Source organism: Alteromonas sp. BZK5 (assembly GCF_014349115.1).
In the GTDB taxonomy this organism is placed as follows: domain Bacteria; phylum Pseudomonadota; class Gammaproteobacteria; order Enterobacterales; family Alteromonadaceae; genus Alteromonas; species Alteromonas macleodii.
This window is the reverse complement of the sequence record NZ_JACSOE010000008.1, coordinates 1-18,096: the sequence shown is the minus strand read 5'-3', so window position 1 is coordinate 18,096 and position 18,096 is coordinate 1. Positions and strand designations below refer to the sequence as shown.

Below are 18,096 nucleotides of genomic sequence, written 5' to 3'. Positions count from 1 at the left end.
TAAAAGGTAACGCGCTTGTTTGACCGTTATGAAGCCGGTGAACAGGCTGTACTTGTTCATGTTAATTTTTCCGACGAGAGCAGTAAAGAAGACTTAAGTGAGCTTGAATTACTTGTGTCTTCAGCAGGGGTTAATGCGGTAGAAGTTATTACGACTTCGCGCAGTGCGCCTCATGCTAAGTTTTTTGTTGGTTCAGGTAAGGCAGAGGAAATAGCAGCGGCAGTGAAAGCTCACGATGCCAACGTTGTTATCTTCAACCACGCGCTTTCTCCTTCTCAGGAGCGTAATTTAGAAGCGGTGTGTAAATGCCGGGTGTTAGATAGAACGGGGCTAATTCTTGATATTTTTGCGCAGCGCGCAAGAACACACGAGGGGAAGCTCCAGGTCGAACTAGCCCAGTTGAGGCATATCTCAACTCGTCTCATCAGAGGATGGACCCACCTTGAGCGTCAAAAAGGTGGTATTGGTCTTCGTGGTCCAGGTGAGACACAGCTAGAAACTGACCGTCGACTACTTCGTGGTCGTATTAAAGCCATTCTTCGTCGTTTGGAAAAAGTGCAAAAGCAACGCGAGCAGGGTCGCCGCTCGCGCAAACGCGCTGAAATTCCAACGGTATCCTTAGTTGGCTATACGAATGCGGGAAAATCGACGCTGTTTAACACCATTACCGATTCACACGTTTACGCTGCCGATCAGCTGTTTGCAACGCTAGATCCCACGTTACGTAAAATCGAGTTAAAAGATGTTGGTCCCGCTATTTTGGCCGACACGGTTGGTTTTATTCGTCATCTTCCCCACGACCTCGTTGCTGCGTTTAAAGCAACGCTTCAAGAGACTCAAGAAGCAGATTTACTGCTCCATGTGGTTGATATTGCTGATGCAAAATATCGCGAAACCATGGATGAAGTTAATGATGTACTTGCAGAAATTGAAGCTGGAGAGATTCAACAATTACTAATCTGTAATAAGATTGATAAACTAGACGACGTTCAACCGCGTATAGAAAGAAACGACGAAGGCGTGCCTGTTAGAGTGTGGCTATCTGCACAAACAGGCGAAGGAACGGAATTATTGAGCCAAGCTTTAACCGAATGTTTAGGTAAAAGCATGGTGAATTACACGTTGAAGATTCCGCCTGCACAAAGTCGATTGCGCGGCGTGTTGTTCGAACTAAACTGTATTGCTAGTGAAGAATACGACAGTCAGGGAGACTGGGTAGTTGATGTAAGAATGCCCGCCGCTGACTGGAACAGGCTTGAAAAGCGTCTGGAAAACGGAATATCAGAGTATGTTGTGCGACATTAGTCAGTGCTAGTCACTGCATTGAGCATGCGAAATTCAAAAATATAACAGTAATCTATGGAGTATCAGCATGGCTTGGAATGAGCCGGGTGGCAATAATAACGACCCGTGGAAGAATCGCGGTGGGAAAGAGCAAGGTCCCCCAGATTTGGACGATGTGTTTAAAAACTTATTTGGTAAGTTTGGAAAGTCAGGTGGCAACGGTGGCGGCTCAGGCAAAAGCCTAGGCGGTATTGGTGCTGGTATTCTTGTAGGTTTACTTGTCGTAATTTGGTTCATTAGTGGCTTTTACACCATTCGTGAAGCAGAGCGCGGCGTAGTCCTTCGTTTTGGTGAGTATCACGAGCAGGTTGAACCAGGTCTTCGTTGGGCACCAACGTTTATTGATTCAGTTATTCCTGTAGATGTTCAGTCAATTCGCGACCAGTCATCTTCAGGTTCTATGCTTACAGAAGACGAAAACGTGGTAAGCGTTCAAATGGAAATGCAATTTCGCGTTGTAGATCCGTATCGTTGGACGTTTGCCGTTGAAAGCCCTGAGCAGAGCTTAAGCCAGTCGCTTGATAGTGCTATTCGCTACGTTGTTGGTCACTCTAAGATGGATGATGTGTTGACTGACGGTCGTGAGGTAACGCGTCAGCGCGTTTGGGAAGAGCTACAAGCTATCATTGAACCCTACAACATGGGTGTTTCCATTATCGATATGAACTTCCGTGATGCTCGTCCACCTGAGCAAGTTAAAGATGCATTCGATGATGCCATTGCTGCACAGGAAGATCAACAGCGCTTCATTCGTGAAGCTGAAGCTTATGCGAGAGAGATTGAGCCACGTGCACGTGGTCAAGTAAATCGTATGAATGAAGAAGCGCAAGCCTATAAAGAGCGTGTAACGTTGGAAGCGCAGGGTGAAGTGGCACGTTTTGAAGAGCTGCTTCCACAATATGAGCGTGCTCCTCAAGTTACTCGCGAGCGTATTTATCTAGAGACCATGGAAGAAGTGTTGGGTAATACCAGCAAGATCATGGTTGATAGTAAAGGCGGCAATAACATGATGTATTTGCCTTTAGATAAGATTATGGAACGCCAGCAATCAACTAATAACAAGAATACTCGCAATACACTGGAAGGCTTACAAGCACCAGTAACTGATGCTAACGGCCGCAGCCGCAACAGCTCGCCAAGTATGGGCTTGCGTGGCGATAGCTACAGAGAGGGGAGATAAGCACAATGAAGAATTTGTTAATTGCAGTATTTGTTCTTCTTGTAATGCTTGCATCAGGCTCACTGTTTGCAGTTAAAGAAGGCGAGCGCGCCATTGTTATTCAGTTTGGTAAAGTGCAAAGAGACGATGCGACCGGCGATACAAAAGTATTTGAACCAGGCCTTCACTTTAAACTTCCATTTATCGATTCAGTCCGTGTTCTTGATGCGCGAATTCAAACGTTAGATGGATCACCAGACCGCTTTGTAACAAGCGAGAAGAAAGACCTGATTGTTGACTCTTATGTTAAGTGGCGCATAGAAGACTTTGCACGTTACTATCTATCAACGGGGGGCAACAAGCTGCAAGCAGAAGCGCTACTGAAGCAAAAAGTAAACAACGGCCTACGTTCTGAGTTTGGTACTCGTACTATTGCACAAATCGTTTCTGGTGAGCGTTCAGCGCTTATGAACCAAGCAATGGAACAAGCTTCTACATCGTCTGACGAGCTTGGTATTGAAATTGTAGACGTACGCGTTAAGCAGATTAACTTACCTACTGAGGTGAGCAACTCGATCTTCCAGCGTATGCGCGCAGAGCGTGCCGCCGTAGCTCGTGAGCACCGTTCAGAAGGTCAAGAGCAAGCCGAAGTCATTAAGGCGAACATCGATGCTAAGGTAACGGTAATGCTTGCTGATGCTGAGCGTAATGCTCGACAACTTCGCGGTGAAGGTGATGCGATTGCGGCACAAATTTACGCTGACGCTTACTCAAAGAACGCTGATTTTTACAGCTTCCTGCGCAGTATGGATGCGTATAAGCAAAGCTTTAACAGCAAACAAGATGTCATGGTTATTGCACCAGATAGCGACTTCTTCAAGTATATGAACAAGTCAAACGGTAACTAAATAGCCGTAATTTGAAGCTTTAAAAACCAGTCTTTTTAGACTGGTTTTTTTACGCCTTTCAAAAGGCTAAAGGTATGATATAGCGGGTTATATTTAATCAGCGTAGCCGGGCAATTTTAGGAAAATATACACTGACTTAACCCTTCATTTACCCTACCTACTGCCAAATTTTCACAGAATCGGGTAAAATACCACCTGAATATTATTAAAACACGTCACTATTTATGTACAAGGTTGATGCCTTCCCAGCATTAACCTTGGTGTGGTAGACGTCAATAAACGACAGAGGGAAGATTTTGACAACGGAAAATACAAATACAGTGTCTGCCGATGATAGGGGCGGACAAGGTGGGTTATTCTCGCGATTTCTCACCACGGTGGAATGGTTAGGAAACCTGCTCCCACATCCAGTAACGCTGTTCGCTCTGCTTTCACTTTTTATAGTGTTACTTAGTGGGATACTTGGTTACTTTGACATTGCTGTGGCTGACCCTCGCCCAATAGGTGCAAAGGGGCGCGAAGAAGACGGTATGATTGAAGTCATATCGCTGATGAGCGCAGAAGGTTTGCAGCGAATAGTAACGGGTTTGGTCACCAACTTTACTGGCTTTGCGCCGCTGGGTACCGTACTTGTTGCGCTTCTTGGTGTATCGGTAGCAGAACATTCTGGCCTTTTGTCGGCAGCTATGCGCGCATTGGTGATGAATGCCTCTAAACGTGCCGTGACCTTTGCTATCGTCTTCGCAGGTATCATTTCAAACACAGCATCAGAGCTTGGCTACGTGGTACTTATTCCACTGGCAGCGATGATTTTCCACTCGTTAGGTCGTCACCCGTTAGCGGGTCTGGCCGCCGCGTTTGCAGGTGTATCGGCTGGCTATAGCGCCAACCTACTGCTTGGAACTGTTGACCCACTGTTGTCGGGTATCACGGAAGCCGCTGCTCACATGATTGACCCCGACTATATGGTAGGCCCAGAAGTAAACTGGTACTTCATGTTCATCAGTACCTTCGTTGTAGCCACAATGGGAGCGTTGGTCACCGAAAAGGTTGTTGAGCCGAGACTCGGTAAATTTGACCCTGCTGATGCTTCCATAGATTTAGGCAAGCAATCAATGGACGCGCCTACGGATTTAGAAAAGAAAGGCCTGCGTTGGGCAGGGATATCGTTTGTTATAGTTTGCGCGATATTAGCGCTAACGGTAGTGCCAGAAAACGGTATATTGCGTCATCCAGAAACAGGTGAAGTAGCGGGCTCTCCGTTCCTTAAAGGCATTGTTGCATTCATCTTTATCACCTTTGCTATTCCTGGTTTTGTTTACGGTAAAGTCACCAAGTCGATGAAAAATGATAAAGACGTTATTGATGCCATGTCTAAAAGCATGGGGGCAATGGGTCTTTACATAACGTTAGTATTCTTTGCTGCGCAGTTTGTTGCGTTTTTCAAATGGACAAACTTAGGCACAGTATTAGCAGTTAAAGGTGCTGCGGCGTTACAAGCGGCAGGGTTAGATGGCCCAGCGGTGTTTATTCTGTTCATTTTGATGTGTGGTGTAGTGAACCTGTCGCTAGGAAGTGCATCAGCACAATGGGCAGTAACAGCACCTATTTTTGTGCCAATGCTCATGCTCATAGGCTACGCGCCTGAAGTGATTCAAGCTGCATACCGTATTGGTGATTCAGTTACAAACGTTATCGCACCTATGATGAGCTATTTCGGACTAATCTTAGCCATGGCTGCAAGGTACAAGAAAGACTTGGGAATGGGCACGCTCATTGCCATGATGCTGCCTTACTCAATGGTGTTTATCGTAGGTTGGACAATTTTGTTCTACATTTGGGTGTTCTTACTCGGTATGCCGGTAGGCCCGGGCGCAGCGACTTACTATCAGCCTTAAATAGGTAGCTTTACGTGCTGCCACACGCTTAATGCGGCAGCAAACTAAAAAAGCGGCATGTGTTTTTGAAAAGTATTTTAGAACACCTGTCGCTTTTTTAATGCCTAAAATCTATTAGCGCAATCGCACTTTTTTGGCGTTATAGCAGATCATAATCTAAGGTAATTCAGTATAATACGGATATAGCGCAGTACTTCTCGGACTATGAATACATGAAATACAAATCGAACAAAGGTTTTACTCACGGGCAACCAGATAAAATTGGCGTACTGGTAACGAATTTGGGGACACCGGAAGCGCCAACTAAGCAGGCGTTACGCCCTTATTTGAAAGAGTTTCTTTCTGACCCGCGGGTTGTGGAAGTGCCTAAAGCGATTTGGTGGTTTGTATTAAATGGCATTATTCTAAACTTTCGCCCCAAGCGCTCGGCAGAGGCTTATTCCACCGTATGGACAGAAGAAGGCTCTCCACTTATGGCTATTACTAAAGCGCAAGCATCAGCTATTGCTGAACGCTGCAAAGCCCAATATGGTGATGACGTAATTGTCGATTTTGCCATGCGCTACGGCAAGCCCGCCATAGGTGATACCATCGAGTCCATGTTGGAAAAAGGCGTACGCAAACTCGTCGTTTTACCGCTTTACCCTCAATACAGCGCGTCGACAACTGGCTCCACATTTGATGCTATCGCTAAGGATTTCACCTCTCGCCGTTGGTTACCTGAACTTCGCTTCGTGAATCACTATCACGACCGCGATAATTTCATCACCGCGCTGGCGAACAAAGTAAAAGCGCATTGGGAAACCCATGGAAGAGCGGACAAGCTTATTTTGTCTTACCACGGAATTCCTAAGCGCTATTTAATGAATGGTGATCCCTATCACTGCGAGTGCCACAAAACGTCGCGTTTGCTTGCCGAGAAACTTGGCCTTTCACACGACGAATATATGACAACCTTCCAATCTCGTTTTGGTCGAGAAGAGTGGTTGAAACCGTATACAGATGAAACGTTAAAGTCTTTACCTGAAAAAGGGGTGAAATCCATTCAGGTTATGTGCCCTGGCTTCTCAGCCGATTGTTTGGAAACGATTGAAGAAATTGGTGAAGAGAATCGCGAGTACTTTATGGAGGCTGGCGGTGAACGCTATGAATATATCGCGGCACTTAACAGTGACAAAGAACACATAGACGTGCTTTTTGACATAGTGCAAGAAAACCTGCATGGGTGGACAGTACAGTCGGACAACGGTTTGCGCGCAGGCTTAGCAAGAGCGTTAGGCGCTGAAAAGTAGCGTTTGAAAAGCTGACAGTAAACGTTTCGAGGAAAACCAATAGGGAAATCACCCTTGGTGGCGCATTTATTATATTAAAAGGGAGATAAGGTCGTGGAAGGCAAAGCACCAAAGGCACTACTTAAAGCGCAAAAACTGGCGAACTTGCTGGATACTGCTGTAAAGCTCCCTTTTATCCCAATAAGAATAGGCTTGGATTCAATCGTGGGCCTTATCCCAGGAGCCGGTGACGCGCTGATGCTCTTCGTTTCACTTCGAATAGTTTGGCTGGGAAAATCATTGGGTATGCCCAAAGCGCTAATAGCTCAAATGGTAAAAAACTCAGCAATCGACTTTGGCTTAGGTTTTATTCCATTTGTTGGCGACATTGTGGATATATTCTATAAAGCCAATCAGAAAAATGTCCGTATTATGGAGCGCTGGTGGATAAGCGAAAATAAACATGAGGTAGATAAAGTAACACAGAAGGCACTATCCGAATGGAGTGCTGAATAACCTAGGTTTAGTTACCCAAATACCTGCGCTTTTTTCACTTTGCTTATTTACTGTGTAAAGCTACGTAAAGCTTGAGTAAATAAGAGAACCTTGTCCTTTAGCTAAATGTCTTTTTTGCAAAGACAACCAAGGGCAACGCACGATGACATCAAAAAAATTAACGGAAAAGCCGCTCAAGCGACGCCGCTTTATGAAAACAGCGGTGGGGCTTACATTGGCTCCTATTGCTATCGGGTTGTGGGGTTGTGGAGGTTCTAATTCCACCTCTACAAGTTCCACAGCATCTAACTCCTCATCTTCCAATAACGACACCGATTCAAATGCTGAACCTGAAGAAGATTTTGACGGTTGGGCAAGCGGTGGCACGTCAGCTATGACGTCAGACTTTCCAGACGATAGTTTATTTGACACTGCTTCTGTATGCAGTGTGGCTCTCACAGGTTCTCAAACGGAAGGCCCGTGCTATTTTCAAAGTGACTATCTTGACGACATCTCATATGAGCAAACAGGTTTGCCGATGATGTTGTGTCTTCAGTTAATTGATGAAGCGTGTAATCCCCTATCGGGTTATGAAATTGAAGTATGGCATTGCGATGTAGATGGCGTTTATTCAGGAGATACCAGTGATAGTGCCGATGCCAGCGGATTTAATTCGGCATTTTGCACGGGAAATGAAGTGGATGCATTAAGTGCGAAGTGGTTCAGAGGTATTGCGGTGACAGATGCTAGCGGAAGAATAAACCTAAAAAGCTGTTTTCCCGGCTGGTACAGCAGCCGAGCTATCCACATCCATTTTCGTATACGTCGCAACAATACTGATCAATTGGTTTCTCAATTTGGCTTTTCCGATAGCTTTTGCCAAGACATTTGTACCAATCATCCCGACTACAGTCACCGGGGTGAGCCAGACACGTTGCTGGGGCAAGATACAGCGTTTGGCAGTGACTACAATGAATATACATTTAGTGTGTCACAAAACGAAGATGGTTCTTTGCTCGCATACAAGCGCATAATAATCAGTGATTAGACTTCCTTTTTCTCTCCTATACACTATTTTTTAACATGCCCGTTAGCAACGGGCATTTTATTACGCACAGTAAACCCATTCGCAGCATTGTTTCGTAGCACAACTAATAAGAACTTTATTTTCTGCTCAAATTACAAGGAGCGTGCAGCACATGAAAGCGTCCGATTTATTTGTTAAAGCGTTAGAAGCAGAAGGCGTGGAATACGTCTTTGGTATCCCAGGTGAAGAAAACCTCGACTTACTTGAGTCGTTTCGCGAGTCCTCTATTAAACTGGTGCTGACTCGTCACGAGCAAGGCGCTGGTTTTATGGCTGCTACTTACGGCAGGCTTACCGGAAAAGTGGGAGTATGCCTTTCGACCTTAGGACCCGGGGCCACTAATCTAGTTACTCCCGCGGCTTATGCTCAACTTGGCGCAATGCCAATGTTGATGATTACCGGGCAAAAGCCGATCAAAACCAGCAAGCAAGGTCGCTTTCAAGTTATCGACATCGTTGACATGATGCGGCCGATCACTAAATTCACCAACCAGATTGTGAGTGGCGATAGAATTCCTTCTACTGTGCGAGAGGCATTTCGTCTAGCCCATGAAGAGCGCCCGGGCGCTGTACACATTGAACTGCCAGAAGACATTGCCGCAGAACAAACCAGTGCCCAAATACTAACACCTAGCATGGCCCGTCGACCTATCGCCGAATACAAAGCAATTGCTGCTGCGATTACCATGATTGAAGAAGCCCAGTCACCTTTGTTATTGATTGGCGCCGGAGCAAACAGAAAGCTAACAGCGAAAATGCTCAGGGAGTTTGTTGATAAAACCTGCATTCCATTTGTTACCACCCAAATGGGCAAAGGGGTACTAAACGAAAGCGACCCGCGCTTTGCAGGGAACACTGCTCTGTCTGACGGTGACTTTGTACACAGGGCAATAGAGCGTGCCGATCTTATTATCAACGTAGGCCACGATGTGGTAGAAAAGCCACCGTTCTTCATGCATCACAACGATAAAAAAGTGATTCATGTCAACTTTGATTCGGCTGCCGTAGACCCTGTTTACTTCCCGCAACTCGAAGTCGTTGGAGATATTGCTAACAGCATCTGGCAAATAAAAGAAGGCATCACTCCCCAAGACAGTTGGAAACTCGACTTCTACAAAGATGTGCATCAAGCCTATGTAGATCACCGTGCTGAAGCAGAAGACGATAATCGATTCCCTATCTTACCAGAACGTCTTGTACGCGATATTCGTAAAGTTATGCCTGATAACGGCATTGTTACGTTAGACAACGGCGTATATAAAATATGGTTTGCCCGAAATTACCCCGCATATCATCCGAATACCCTGCTTTTAGACAACGCACTGGCTTCAATGGGAGCCGGTTTGCCATCAGCTATAGCAGCCAAACTAGTGAAGCCTGATGTCCCTGTGGTAAGCGTATGCGGCGATGGCGGCTTTATGATGAATAGCCAAGAAATTGAGACTGCCGTTAGGCTTAAGCTTGACCTTGTGGTGATCATCTTGCGCGACGATGCGTACGGAATGATCAAGTGGAAACAAGCAAACATGCAGTTCGATGAGTTTGGTTTAGATTATGGCAACCCCAACTTTGTTAAATACGCACAAAGTTACGGCGCACAGGGCTGGAGAGTTGACGACGCGGATGTACTTATTCACTTAGTTGATAAGTGTTTGAACACAAAAGGCGTACATATTATCGATTGTCCAGTTGATTACAGTATGAATGACAAAACACTAAATCATACGATTAAAGAGCTTAGCGCCAAGCTTTAAGCCAAACGTAACAGAAAGGTAAGGAGTAAAAAATGTTGAAGGAAAGCTATCCCTATTATTTAGCGAGTGAGCCGCATTATGCCAATACCGACTTGGACGTGACTAATAAATACACCGGAGAGGTAGCAACCAAGGTGGCGATGGCCGATGCGGATACCATCGATAAGGCCATTGCTGCAGCAGAAGAAGCGCAGCCTGCGATGGCCGCCATGGCTCCTTTCGAAAGACAAGCGGTGCTAGAGCACTGTGTGAAGCGCTTTACCGAAAGAGCCGATGAGTTGGCACAAGCGCTTTGTATAGAGGCTGGTAAGCCAATTAAAGACGCTAAGGGCGAAGTCAGCCGCCTTATCGATACCTTCAAAATAGCGGCAGAAGAATCAGTGCGTATTAACGGCGAGGTGGTGAATTTAGAAATCTCGGCGCGTGCCAAAGGTTATCAGGGCATGACCAAGAAGGTCCCTATAGGTCCATGTTCATTTATATCGCCGTTTAATTTTCCTCTAAATTTGGCTGCGCACAAGGTGGCTCCTGCAATCGCAGCAGGCTGTACCTTTGTACTTAAGCCTGCCTCGCGAACCCCTATTGGTGCGCTCATTATCGGCGAGGTATTAGCTGAAACTGACTTACCCAAAGGCGCGTTTTCTATTCTACCTTGTAGCCGCGACGGCGCTGACTTATTCACTACTGATGAAAGACTAAAACTGCTTAGCTTCACAGGTTCACCTGATGTGGGCTGGGCGCTTAAAGCAAAAGCAGGAAAGAAGCCGGTGGTATTGGAGCTTGGCGGTAACGCCGCATGCGTAGTTGATGAAGATGCCGATATTGAAGACGCCATCGACCGGGTAATTGTCGGAGCTTATTATCAATCAGGGCAAAGTTGTATAAGTGTTCAGCGCCTTTTAGTGCATAGCAAAATATACGATGAGTTTAAGTCGCGCTATGTGGAAAAAGTGAAAGCGTTAGTGTCTGGCGACCCGTCTAATGAAGACACCTTTATTGGCCCTATGATCTCAGAAGGCGAAGCAGAGCGCCTTCACGGCTGGGTTGAAGAAGCAAAAGAGAAAGGTGCCACCATTCTATGCGGCGGAACGCGAGACGGCGCCATGCTTGAGGCTACGGTAATGGAAAATGTACCAAAGGATTGTGATGCCAGTGCCGAAGAAGCGTTTGGCCCTCTATCTATTCTGGTGCCATTCGATGACTATGACGAAGCGCTTGAAGAAGTAAACAACAGCCGCTACGGACTTCAAGCAGGTGTGTTTACCCGCGATATATACAAAGCGCACAAAGCATGGGACGTGCTTGACGTTGGTGGTGTGGTCATTGGAGATGTACCTAGCTGGCGGGTGGACAACATGCCCTATGGTGGCGTGAAGGACTCAGGCTTAGGTCGCGAAGGTATTCGCTATGCGATTGAAGATATGTCTGAGACTCGCCTTATGGTAATTCGTACTCCTCAGTAGTAGATTGAGTTTCACTGCTCAATCAAGCAATGTTCGCGCAATAGTGCGAATATAAGCATTCGAGGGCGAGGCGGCAGGTTTAGATTAATCTGCCGCGTACTCTTCTAGCAGTGAAAGTGGAATAATGTCTAACGCTTTTTCATGTGTGGCTTCCAAGCGTACTTTCGGCGCTACACCTGCCTCATAGGCTTGTAGCCAGCGAGCGGCACACAAACACCATCTGTCGCCTGCTAACAGGCCAGGAAATGTCATACTAGGCCACGGCGTGATGAGGTCGTTGCCTTGTCGTAGCGAAAACTGAAGAAATTCGTCAGTGACAACCGCGCATACGCTGTGATTACCCACATCAGCGTCTGGTACATAGCAAAACCCTTCTCGCGTAAATCCAGTATTTCCACAGCATAGCTGGAGTGGGCGTCCATAAACATTTTTTGCGTTCGCCAAAATCAGAACCCTCTTTTACAACGTATGGTTTAATAGGTATGTCTTATTCAAATCGCCAAGTAGCGAATTTAGGATGAATAGAACCTTATCTATCCACCTTATGACCCTGCTCGACAAGGGTCAACAATAAGCGCTACGGTAACTACGTTTTAAGGTAAAAAATCGTGCTCGATAAAAGCAAAAAAACAGGCGACAGTAACTTTTCTGAACAAGAGGTTGCGCGCTTCGATGCGCTGGCTGACTCTTGGTGGGACCCAGAAGGCAAATACAAAACCGCGCTGGATTTTAATCGGGCAAGACTAAACGTTATAAAAGCACAAATAGAAAATCATTTCGGTCAGGGCAACTTGCCTCCCGATTATTCCGCCTTATCTGTGATAGATATTGGCAGTGGCGGTGGGCTAATAAGCGAACCGCTAGCAAAATTAGGCGCTCAAGTTACGGGAATAGATGCCAGTGCGGTGAGTGTAGAAGTGGCAAAGCGCCATGCTCAAAATACAGGTGTAAAGGTAGACTATCAGCATAAACTCTCAAGCGAGGTAGTAGAAGAAGGTCGGCAATATGATGTGGTAATTAACGCCGAAGTTGTTGAGCACGTGCCTGACCAGCAGCAGCTTATGCGCGAGTGCGCAAGTTTGGTTAAGCCGGGTGGCCTGCTGATTTTGGCGACGCTGAACCGCACGCTGAAAAGTTATGTTGTTGCCATCGTGGGAGCGGAATACGTAATGCGCTACTTACCAATAGGAACCCATGACTGGAAGAAATTTGTTAAGCCCAGCGAATTAAAATGCTGGATTGGAAATGAGTTTACCCTTAAGTATCAGGTCGGTATGAGGCTAAACCCACTTAACGGAGAGTGGCTAACCACTTCGAGCCTGGCCGTAAACTACGTTCAAGCATATTCCAAACATAAATAAGCAACTATAAGTATTATTTATTCCCTGTATGTTTAGTGCAAATGGTATGAGTTAACATACTTCATGCCTGACGCTATCTTTATGAATTAACTGACTAATAGTAACTAACTCCGTCGAGAATTTACCTATACACAGTAAAAGCCTTTGTTAAAGATTTCATACAAAGGTTGATCTTTACATCTTGTTTACATAATTATAACAAAGGTCTGACCACAGGCCACATATAACCATAATTATGGGAAAAACTCGATGACATTACATAACCACTTACGCTCTACAAGAATACGCTCTACAAATCCATGGTTCGGTAAATTCGCCGTGATATTAGCTTTGTTCAGTATGACATTAGGCTTGTCTGGCCAAGCCAACGCTGGCACCTACGCAAAAACAAAACACCCTATTGTATTAGTTCACGGTCTGTTTGGTTTCGAAGATATCTTATTTGTTGATTATTTCTATAAGGTACCGCACAAACTTAGCCGAAACGGCGCTGTTGTCTATATCGCAGAGGTCTCACCAGCAAACTCGACCGAAGTCCGCGGTGAACAGTTACTCGATTACATTGATGAAGTTCTGGCGCTATCAGGAGCTGACAAAGTGAATTTAATTGGACACAGTCACGGTGGTCCAACGGCACGTTACGCCGCAAGCGTTGCCCCAGATAAGGTTGCTTCGGTAAGTTCAGTTGCCGGCGTAAACTGGGGAAGCAAAGTGGCAGATGAACTACGAGACGCTTTTTCTGAAGGTTCAGTGGGCGAGGGTGCTGCGGGCGTTGTAGTTAATGCGTTCGCCAATATCATCGAGATTGCCTCTGGGTCAGATCCGCGAGACAAACCTACAGATTCAATCGCTGCGCTTAATTCATTGTCTACGTCTGGCTCTGTTGCTTTCAATCAAAAATATCCAGAAGGGATGCCTACTGCCTACTGCCGCAACGATGGAAAAATGTTGGCTGAAAATGGCGTGTACTATTTCTCGTGGAGCGGAGGCAGAACTTACACCAATGCACTTGATGTAGTTGACCCATTCTTAGCTATTACTGGCACCGCATTCAAAGAGCCAAACGATGGGCTAGTATCGACCTGTAGTTCTCATTTAGGCAAAGTACTTAAAGACAACTATAAAATGAACCACCTTGATGAAGTCAACCAGAGCTTTGGCATAACGCACTGGTTTGAAACCGACCCAGTTGACGTGTTTGTTCGTCAGGCTAACCGACTGAAAGGCTTAGGACTGTAGTGGAGAAGCGTCAATTACGCCGTATTTTTCCAATACTAGGAGGGCTGCTCGCCCTCTTAGTATTCGGTGCTATTCTTTACAACCAGTTAGCGTCTGAATCCCAAACCTCTAATTCAGAAATTTTCAGTCAACGCTCATCCTCAGGTGCACAAGCGAAAGCCGGAGAATATGAGTTAGAAGGAGGCGGTGCAGTACATCAAGTAACTGATGTAGGTAGTCATCGGGATAGTGACACTGATATTGCAGCTGATCGTACAAAAGCTGATCTCATTCCCTTTGAACTCAATTACTCAACCAAAGACGCTTTCGATCGCTTCGTATTTACACGCTCCTCAGAAGTGCCGCAAGCAGTGAAACTTGCCTACACAACCCATGCTCACGGAGTATTCACACTCATCACGCAAGGTGACGCAATCGACTTATTTGCCCGGTATGTCGATTACAAAGTGGCGCTGTCTTTGGTTGAATTGGACGTCGACCTTGCCAGTCACAGCTTGCAGGATGTGTCGTTTAAGCTAGATGAGCGAGAGGAAATTAGGCGAACTTACTTTAATAATACTGAATACCACTATCTGTTTAGTCAAGAAGCGCAGGTAGATGAGGCGGCGCTAGCACGTTTAAGTGTTGCCCAAGAAAACACCTTATCCAGAGACGAGAGAAAGGCCCTTATCGTCGAGTCAATTAAAGCGGGAAACTCTGCCGAACGTAAAGCCTTCCAGCCCACGCTTAATATGCATCGAATAAACGAAATAAAAAACAACCACAGCACTATTAACGATCGCTATAACGCAGTGGCGGCTGAATTTGGTAGCGAAGTTGCAGAACGCTTTTCCAAAACATGGGCACAACAAGCTCAGTGGCAAAACAGAATTGCCGAATACAAAACATTCCGCGATAACTTGGCTCAGCAATCTCTTGATTCAAACGCAATAGAAGAAGCACTGCAAGAGTATCAATCTGCCCATTTTACTGACAATGAAATAAAGCGCCTTAAAGTGCTCACAGCGCTGTAGCAGCATTTAGATAGAGCTGGTTCAAGAGCTGCAACTGGTTAACTATCTGCGAAAAATACAGAGGTATAACCATAAAGGCGCTGAATAGTATGAGTCATATACAGAGTGATTTGAAAGCCTACTGCACAGTTACTAATCTTGGGTTATTACAATTCCTGACTAATCACCATAAGGCCCGTAATCATCATTATGAAAATCTACGAAACGAAGACTGCGCCCAACCCACGTCGAGTACGAATGTTTTTGGCTGAGAAGGGCATTGACGTTGACTACGTTCAGGTCGACATTCAAAAGGGTGAAAATCTAACTGCGGAAATGCGCGCGAAGAACCCGCTGGGAAAGATACCTATTTTAGAGCTTGATGACGGCACCTGTATTGCCGAAACCGATGCCATTTGTACGTATTTTGAAGCACTGCAGCCAGAGCCACCGCTAATGGGAACAACGCCCGTTGAAAAAGCGACTATTTCTATGTGGCAACGACAAGTAGAGTTCGCGTTTATGATGCAAATTGGTATGTGTTTTCAACATACTACAGGCTACTTTAAAGATCGTATGACACCAGTTCCTGAATTTGGTAAGGAAGCGGGTATTAATGCGTCGAAATATTTGAACATTTTAGAGCGTCGACTTGGTGTTAAAGAGTTTATTGCTGGTGACACCTTTTCTATTGCTGATATAACCGCGTTATGCGCTATGGATTTCGCCCGTGTGGTAAAAATTCGTATGACTGACGAGCATGTCAATCTGGCGCGCTGGTATGAGGCGGTAAGTAACAGAGAGAGTGCAAAAGCCTAATGATAGATTTATACACCGCAGCCACACCGAACGGTTGGAAAGCGTCGGTAGCGCTTGAAGAAATGGGGCTTGAATACACCGCCCATGCCGTAAACCTGATGAAGGGAGAGCAGAAAACTCCTGAATTTTTGGCGATGAACCCCAATGGCCGTATTCCGGTAATTGTGGATAGAGAAGCCGATGGTCACATCGTGTTTGAGTCTGGCGCTATCATGATTTATCTCGCAGAAAAAAGCGGTATGTTTTTACCCACCGACGCAAAGCGAAAAAGCCAGGTTTTACAGTGGGTCATGTTTCAGATGGGAGGCATAGGCCCAATGATGGGCCAAGCTAATGTGTTCCACCGCTACTTAGAAGAAAAAATTCCGGTGGCGATAGCACGTTATCAGAACGAAGTACGCCGCCTATTTACTGTGCTTGATGGGAGGCTAGAAAATCGAGAGTATTTGGTCGACGACTACAGTATTGCTGACATGGCGAACTGGTGTTGGGTACGTACCTATGAATGGTCTGGTGTAAGCATAGAAGGGTTGGACAACTTAATCCGTTGGAAAAACAGTATTGAAGCGAGGCCAGCCGCACGACGAGGAGTGGAAATCCCGAATAAAGTTGACAGAGAAGCACTGATCAAAGGGGCTAAAAATGTTGTTACGAAATAATGGATAGTGTTTTTCAATTTCTTGATTGAAACAAAAGTTTGTTGGCGTAATATTGATCAACAAACTTTAAAAAATCATAAAAATAAAGGACAAGTATGAAAGGATTTCTTCTCTCAGTATTAATGCTGCTAACAAGCCTTAGCGCATTCTCCTCACAAGAGTTGCCTCTTGAATATTTTATCAAGCACGGTGACTACCTAGACCTAGCTTTGTCTCCATCCGGTAAACATATTGCTGCGCGAGTCCAGGTAGACGGCAGGGTTTTTCTCGTTCTATTAAAAACAGAGGATATGTCTATTGTTGGAGGAATTAGACCGCAGAACAACGACATTATACATACGGTCAATTGGGTAAATGACGAACGCGTAGTGTTTGAGTATGCAGAAAAGCAATCTTATCTCGACAGCCCAATCCCTACTGGCGAGCTATACGCTATGAATATTGATGGGTCGCAACGAGAATTGATTTACGGGTATCGCGCCGGCGACCAGAAAACGGGGAGCCGTATTTCATCCAAAGATGATTCAAAGGCAAGCCAAGAAATCATTAGTTTCCTGGACAATGACGACGATCATATTTTAATCGTGGAGTACCCTTGGACAAAAGATGGCAAATTTTATTACGACCGTCGGGAAAAGCCGGCGTTAATTAGCCGTCTCAATGTTTACTCGGGCAAGAAACGTAAACTAGAAGTACTTCCCTATGGTTCAAGCAGCGCACTTGCCAATAAATTTGGCGATGTGAAGTTTATGACATGGCGAGATGATAACAATGTTCAACACTCTGCCTATAGAAGCAATAACGACGATGAGTGGATCCCACTTGAGGAAGCATTTGAGAACGCAAGTGGACTGTTGCCCTTAGGGCAAAGCGAAGACGGTGAATTTGTTTACCTATCCGGTCGCTTTGGTGATGAAGGTATTTCAACATTGTTTTCACTTCATCTACAGTCGGGGGAATATAAACGGGTGTTTTCTGACCATGCCACCGACATTGAATACGTAGTTCTAGACCGCAATGGCATGCCCGCTGTAGGTATCACTTACCCAAGTAGATCTAGCTATGTGTATGCGCAGACCGAAACAAAAGTGAGTAAAGTTCACAAGATGCTAGCTGAAGCGTTCAAAGGTCAAACTGCAACCATTGCAAGTCATACAAAAGACTGGAAAACACTGTTGGTACGCGTATCCAGTGATGTAAACCCCGGAGAGTACTACTTATTTGATAGCGATACATTGAGTGCTCGGTTTATTTGGGCAAACAGCTCTTGGATAGATCCTCGATTGCTTTTAAGCATGCAGCCTGTGGCAATACCTACAGATGACGGCGAAACAGTGAATGGTTACATCACGCTTCCAGCATCTAAAAAGAGCGACAAGAAACCTCCTTTAGTTGTTGTTATTCACGGCGGGCCACATCAATCAGGCACGCGTGATTTTTGGCGTTACGATTCTGAGACTCAGCTTTTGGCAAACCGAGGCTTTGCTGTTCTGCGCGTCAACTTCAGAGGAAGTGACGGCTATGGTAAGCGCTTTGAACGACTGGGTTATCAAGAGTGGGGCGGCACAATGATCAAAGACATCAACGATTCAGTAAAATGGGCCATTGAACAGGGCTATGTTGATGGAGAGCGAGTATGTGCCTATGG

Annotated in this window: 16 protein-coding genes; 15 read left to right on the top strand and 1 reads right to left on the bottom strand. The window is 45.6% G+C overall.

The window, feature by feature from the left end; translation table 11 throughout:
• The first annotated feature begins 15 nt into the window (after positions 1–15).
• The 9 genes from hflX to BIZ39_RS03845 all read left to right on the top strand — a co-directional run bounded on the left by hflX (position 16) and on the right by BIZ39_RS03845 (position 11,378).
• Positions 16–1,305 (top strand): ribosome rescue GTPase HflX, encoded by a 1,290-nt coding sequence (gene hflX, locus BIZ39_RS03885; RefSeq protein ID WP_187446394.1) that lies wholly within the window; start codon positions 16–18, stop codon positions 1,303–1,305.
• Between the two features lie 67 nt (positions 1,306–1,372).
• Positions 1,373–2,524: an FtsH protease activity modulator HflK gene (gene hflK, locus BIZ39_RS03880; RefSeq protein ID WP_061096083.1), complete on the top strand. Its 1,152-nt coding sequence runs from the start codon at positions 1,373–1,375 to the stop codon at positions 2,522–2,524.
• A gap of 5 nt (positions 2,525–2,529) precedes the next feature.
• Positions 2,530–3,411, top strand: coding sequence for a protease modulator HflC (hflC, locus tag BIZ39_RS03875; RefSeq protein ID WP_039221808.1), 882 nt, complete (start codon positions 2,530–2,532; stop codon positions 3,409–3,411).
• A gap of 296 nt (positions 3,412–3,707) precedes the next feature.
• On the top strand, positions 3,708–5,309 hold the full coding sequence (locus tag BIZ39_RS03870) for an AbgT family transporter (protein ID WP_222936449.1): 1,602 nt from the start codon (positions 3,708–3,710) through the stop codon (positions 5,307–5,309).
• Between the two features lie 212 nt (positions 5,310–5,521).
• The gene (gene hemH, locus BIZ39_RS03865) at positions 5,522–6,601 is read left to right on the top strand and encodes a ferrochelatase (protein WP_014951087.1); all 1,080 of its coding nucleotides are present in this window, start codon (positions 5,522–5,524) and stop codon (positions 6,599–6,601) included.
• Positions 6,602–6,694: 93 nt separating this feature from the next.
• Complete coding sequence (locus BIZ39_RS03860) at positions 6,695–7,096, top strand: DUF4112 domain-containing protein (RefSeq protein ID WP_014977648.1); 402 nt, start codon at positions 6,695–6,697, stop codon at positions 7,094–7,096.
• A 142-nt stretch (positions 7,097–7,238) separates the two neighbouring features.
• Positions 7,239–8,123, top strand: coding sequence for an intradiol ring-cleavage dioxygenase (locus BIZ39_RS03855; protein ID WP_187446393.1), 885 nt, complete (start codon positions 7,239–7,241; stop codon positions 8,121–8,123).
• Positions 8,124–8,274: 151 nt separating this feature from the next.
• The gene (locus BIZ39_RS03850; protein WP_187446392.1) at positions 8,275–9,915 is read left to right on the top strand and encodes an acetolactate synthase large subunit; all 1,641 of its coding nucleotides are present in this window, start codon (positions 8,275–8,277) and stop codon (positions 9,913–9,915) included.
• A gap of 32 nt (positions 9,916–9,947) precedes the next feature.
• The gene (locus BIZ39_RS03845; RefSeq protein ID WP_061096080.1) at positions 9,948–11,378 is read left to right on the top strand and encodes an aldehyde dehydrogenase family protein; all 1,431 of its coding nucleotides are present in this window, start codon (positions 9,948–9,950) and stop codon (positions 11,376–11,378) included.
• An 84-nt stretch (positions 11,379–11,462) separates the two neighbouring features.
• On the opposite strand, the gene BIZ39_RS03840 is transcribed toward BIZ39_RS03845, so the two are convergent.
• Positions 11,463–11,822, bottom strand: coding sequence for a DUF2237 family protein (locus BIZ39_RS03840; RefSeq protein ID WP_014951082.1), 360 nt, complete (start codon positions 11,820–11,822; stop codon positions 11,463–11,465).
• 164 nt (positions 11,823–11,986) lie between these two features.
• Here BIZ39_RS03840 and ubiG point away from each other — a divergent pair, with 164 nt between their 5' ends.
• From ubiG to BIZ39_RS03810, 6 genes are all read left to right on the top strand, one after another.
• Complete coding sequence (gene ubiG, locus BIZ39_RS03835; protein ID WP_187446391.1) at positions 11,987–12,739, top strand: bifunctional 2-polyprenyl-6-hydroxyphenol methylase/3-demethylubiquinol 3-O-methyltransferase UbiG; 753 nt, start codon at positions 11,987–11,989, stop codon at positions 12,737–12,739.
• Between the two features lie 249 nt (positions 12,740–12,988).
• On the top strand, positions 12,989–13,978 hold the full coding sequence (locus BIZ39_RS03830) for an esterase/lipase family protein (protein WP_222936448.1): 990 nt from the start codon (positions 12,989–12,991) through the stop codon (positions 13,976–13,978).
• Entirely contained in the window at positions 13,978–14,991 is a 1,014-nt protein-coding gene (locus tag BIZ39_RS03825; protein ID WP_187446390.1) for a lipase secretion chaperone, read from the top strand. Before BIZ39_RS03830 ends, BIZ39_RS03825 begins: the two co-directional genes overlap by 1 nt.
• Positions 14,992–15,180: 189 nt before the next feature.
• Positions 15,181–15,789, top strand: coding sequence for a glutathione S-transferase family protein (locus tag BIZ39_RS03820; RefSeq protein WP_014951078.1), 609 nt, complete (start codon positions 15,181–15,183; stop codon positions 15,787–15,789).
• Positions 15,789–16,448, top strand: a complete 660-nt coding sequence (locus BIZ39_RS03815; RefSeq protein WP_187446389.1) for a glutathione S-transferase family protein — start codon at positions 15,789–15,791, stop codon at positions 16,446–16,448. The genes BIZ39_RS03820 and BIZ39_RS03815 overlap by 1 nt, the downstream gene beginning before the upstream one ends.
• A 95-nt stretch (positions 16,449–16,543) precedes the next feature.
• On the top strand, positions 16,544–18,096 hold a 1,553-nt coding region (locus BIZ39_RS03810), incomplete at its 3' end, for an alpha/beta hydrolase family protein (protein ID WP_187446388.1).

Excerpts from the sequence above, each read along its gene's own strand:
- BIZ39_RS03845 (WP_061096080.1), top strand. The coding sequence starts at position 9,948 with ATGTTGAAGGAAAGCTATCCCTATTATTTAGCGAGTGAGCCGCATTAT.
- BIZ39_RS03855 (WP_187446393.1), top strand. The coding sequence starts at position 7,239 with ATGACATCAAAAAAATTAACGGAAAAGCCGCTCAAGCGACGCCGCTTT.
- hemH (WP_014951087.1), top strand. The coding sequence starts at position 5,522 with ATGAAATACAAATCGAACAAAGGTTTTACTCACGGGCAACCAGATAAA.
- hflC (WP_039221808.1), top strand. The coding sequence starts at position 2,530 with ATGAAGAATTTGTTAATTGCAGTATTTGTTCTTCTTGTAATGCTTGCA.
- BIZ39_RS03820 (WP_014951078.1), top strand. The coding sequence starts at position 15,181 with ATGAAAATCTACGAAACGAAGACTGCGCCCAACCCACGTCGAGTACGA.
- hflK (WP_061096083.1), top strand. The coding sequence starts at position 1,373 with ATGGCTTGGAATGAGCCGGGTGGCAATAATAACGACCCGTGGAAGAAT.
- BIZ39_RS03830 (WP_222936448.1), top strand. The coding sequence starts at position 12,989 with ATGACATTACATAACCACTTACGCTCTACAAGAATACGCTCTACAAAT.
- BIZ39_RS03850 (WP_187446392.1), top strand. The coding sequence starts at position 8,275 with ATGAAAGCGTCCGATTTATTTGTTAAAGCGTTAGAAGCAGAAGGCGTG.
- BIZ39_RS03815 (WP_187446389.1), top strand. The coding sequence starts at position 15,789 with ATGATAGATTTATACACCGCAGCCACACCGAACGGTTGGAAAGCGTCG.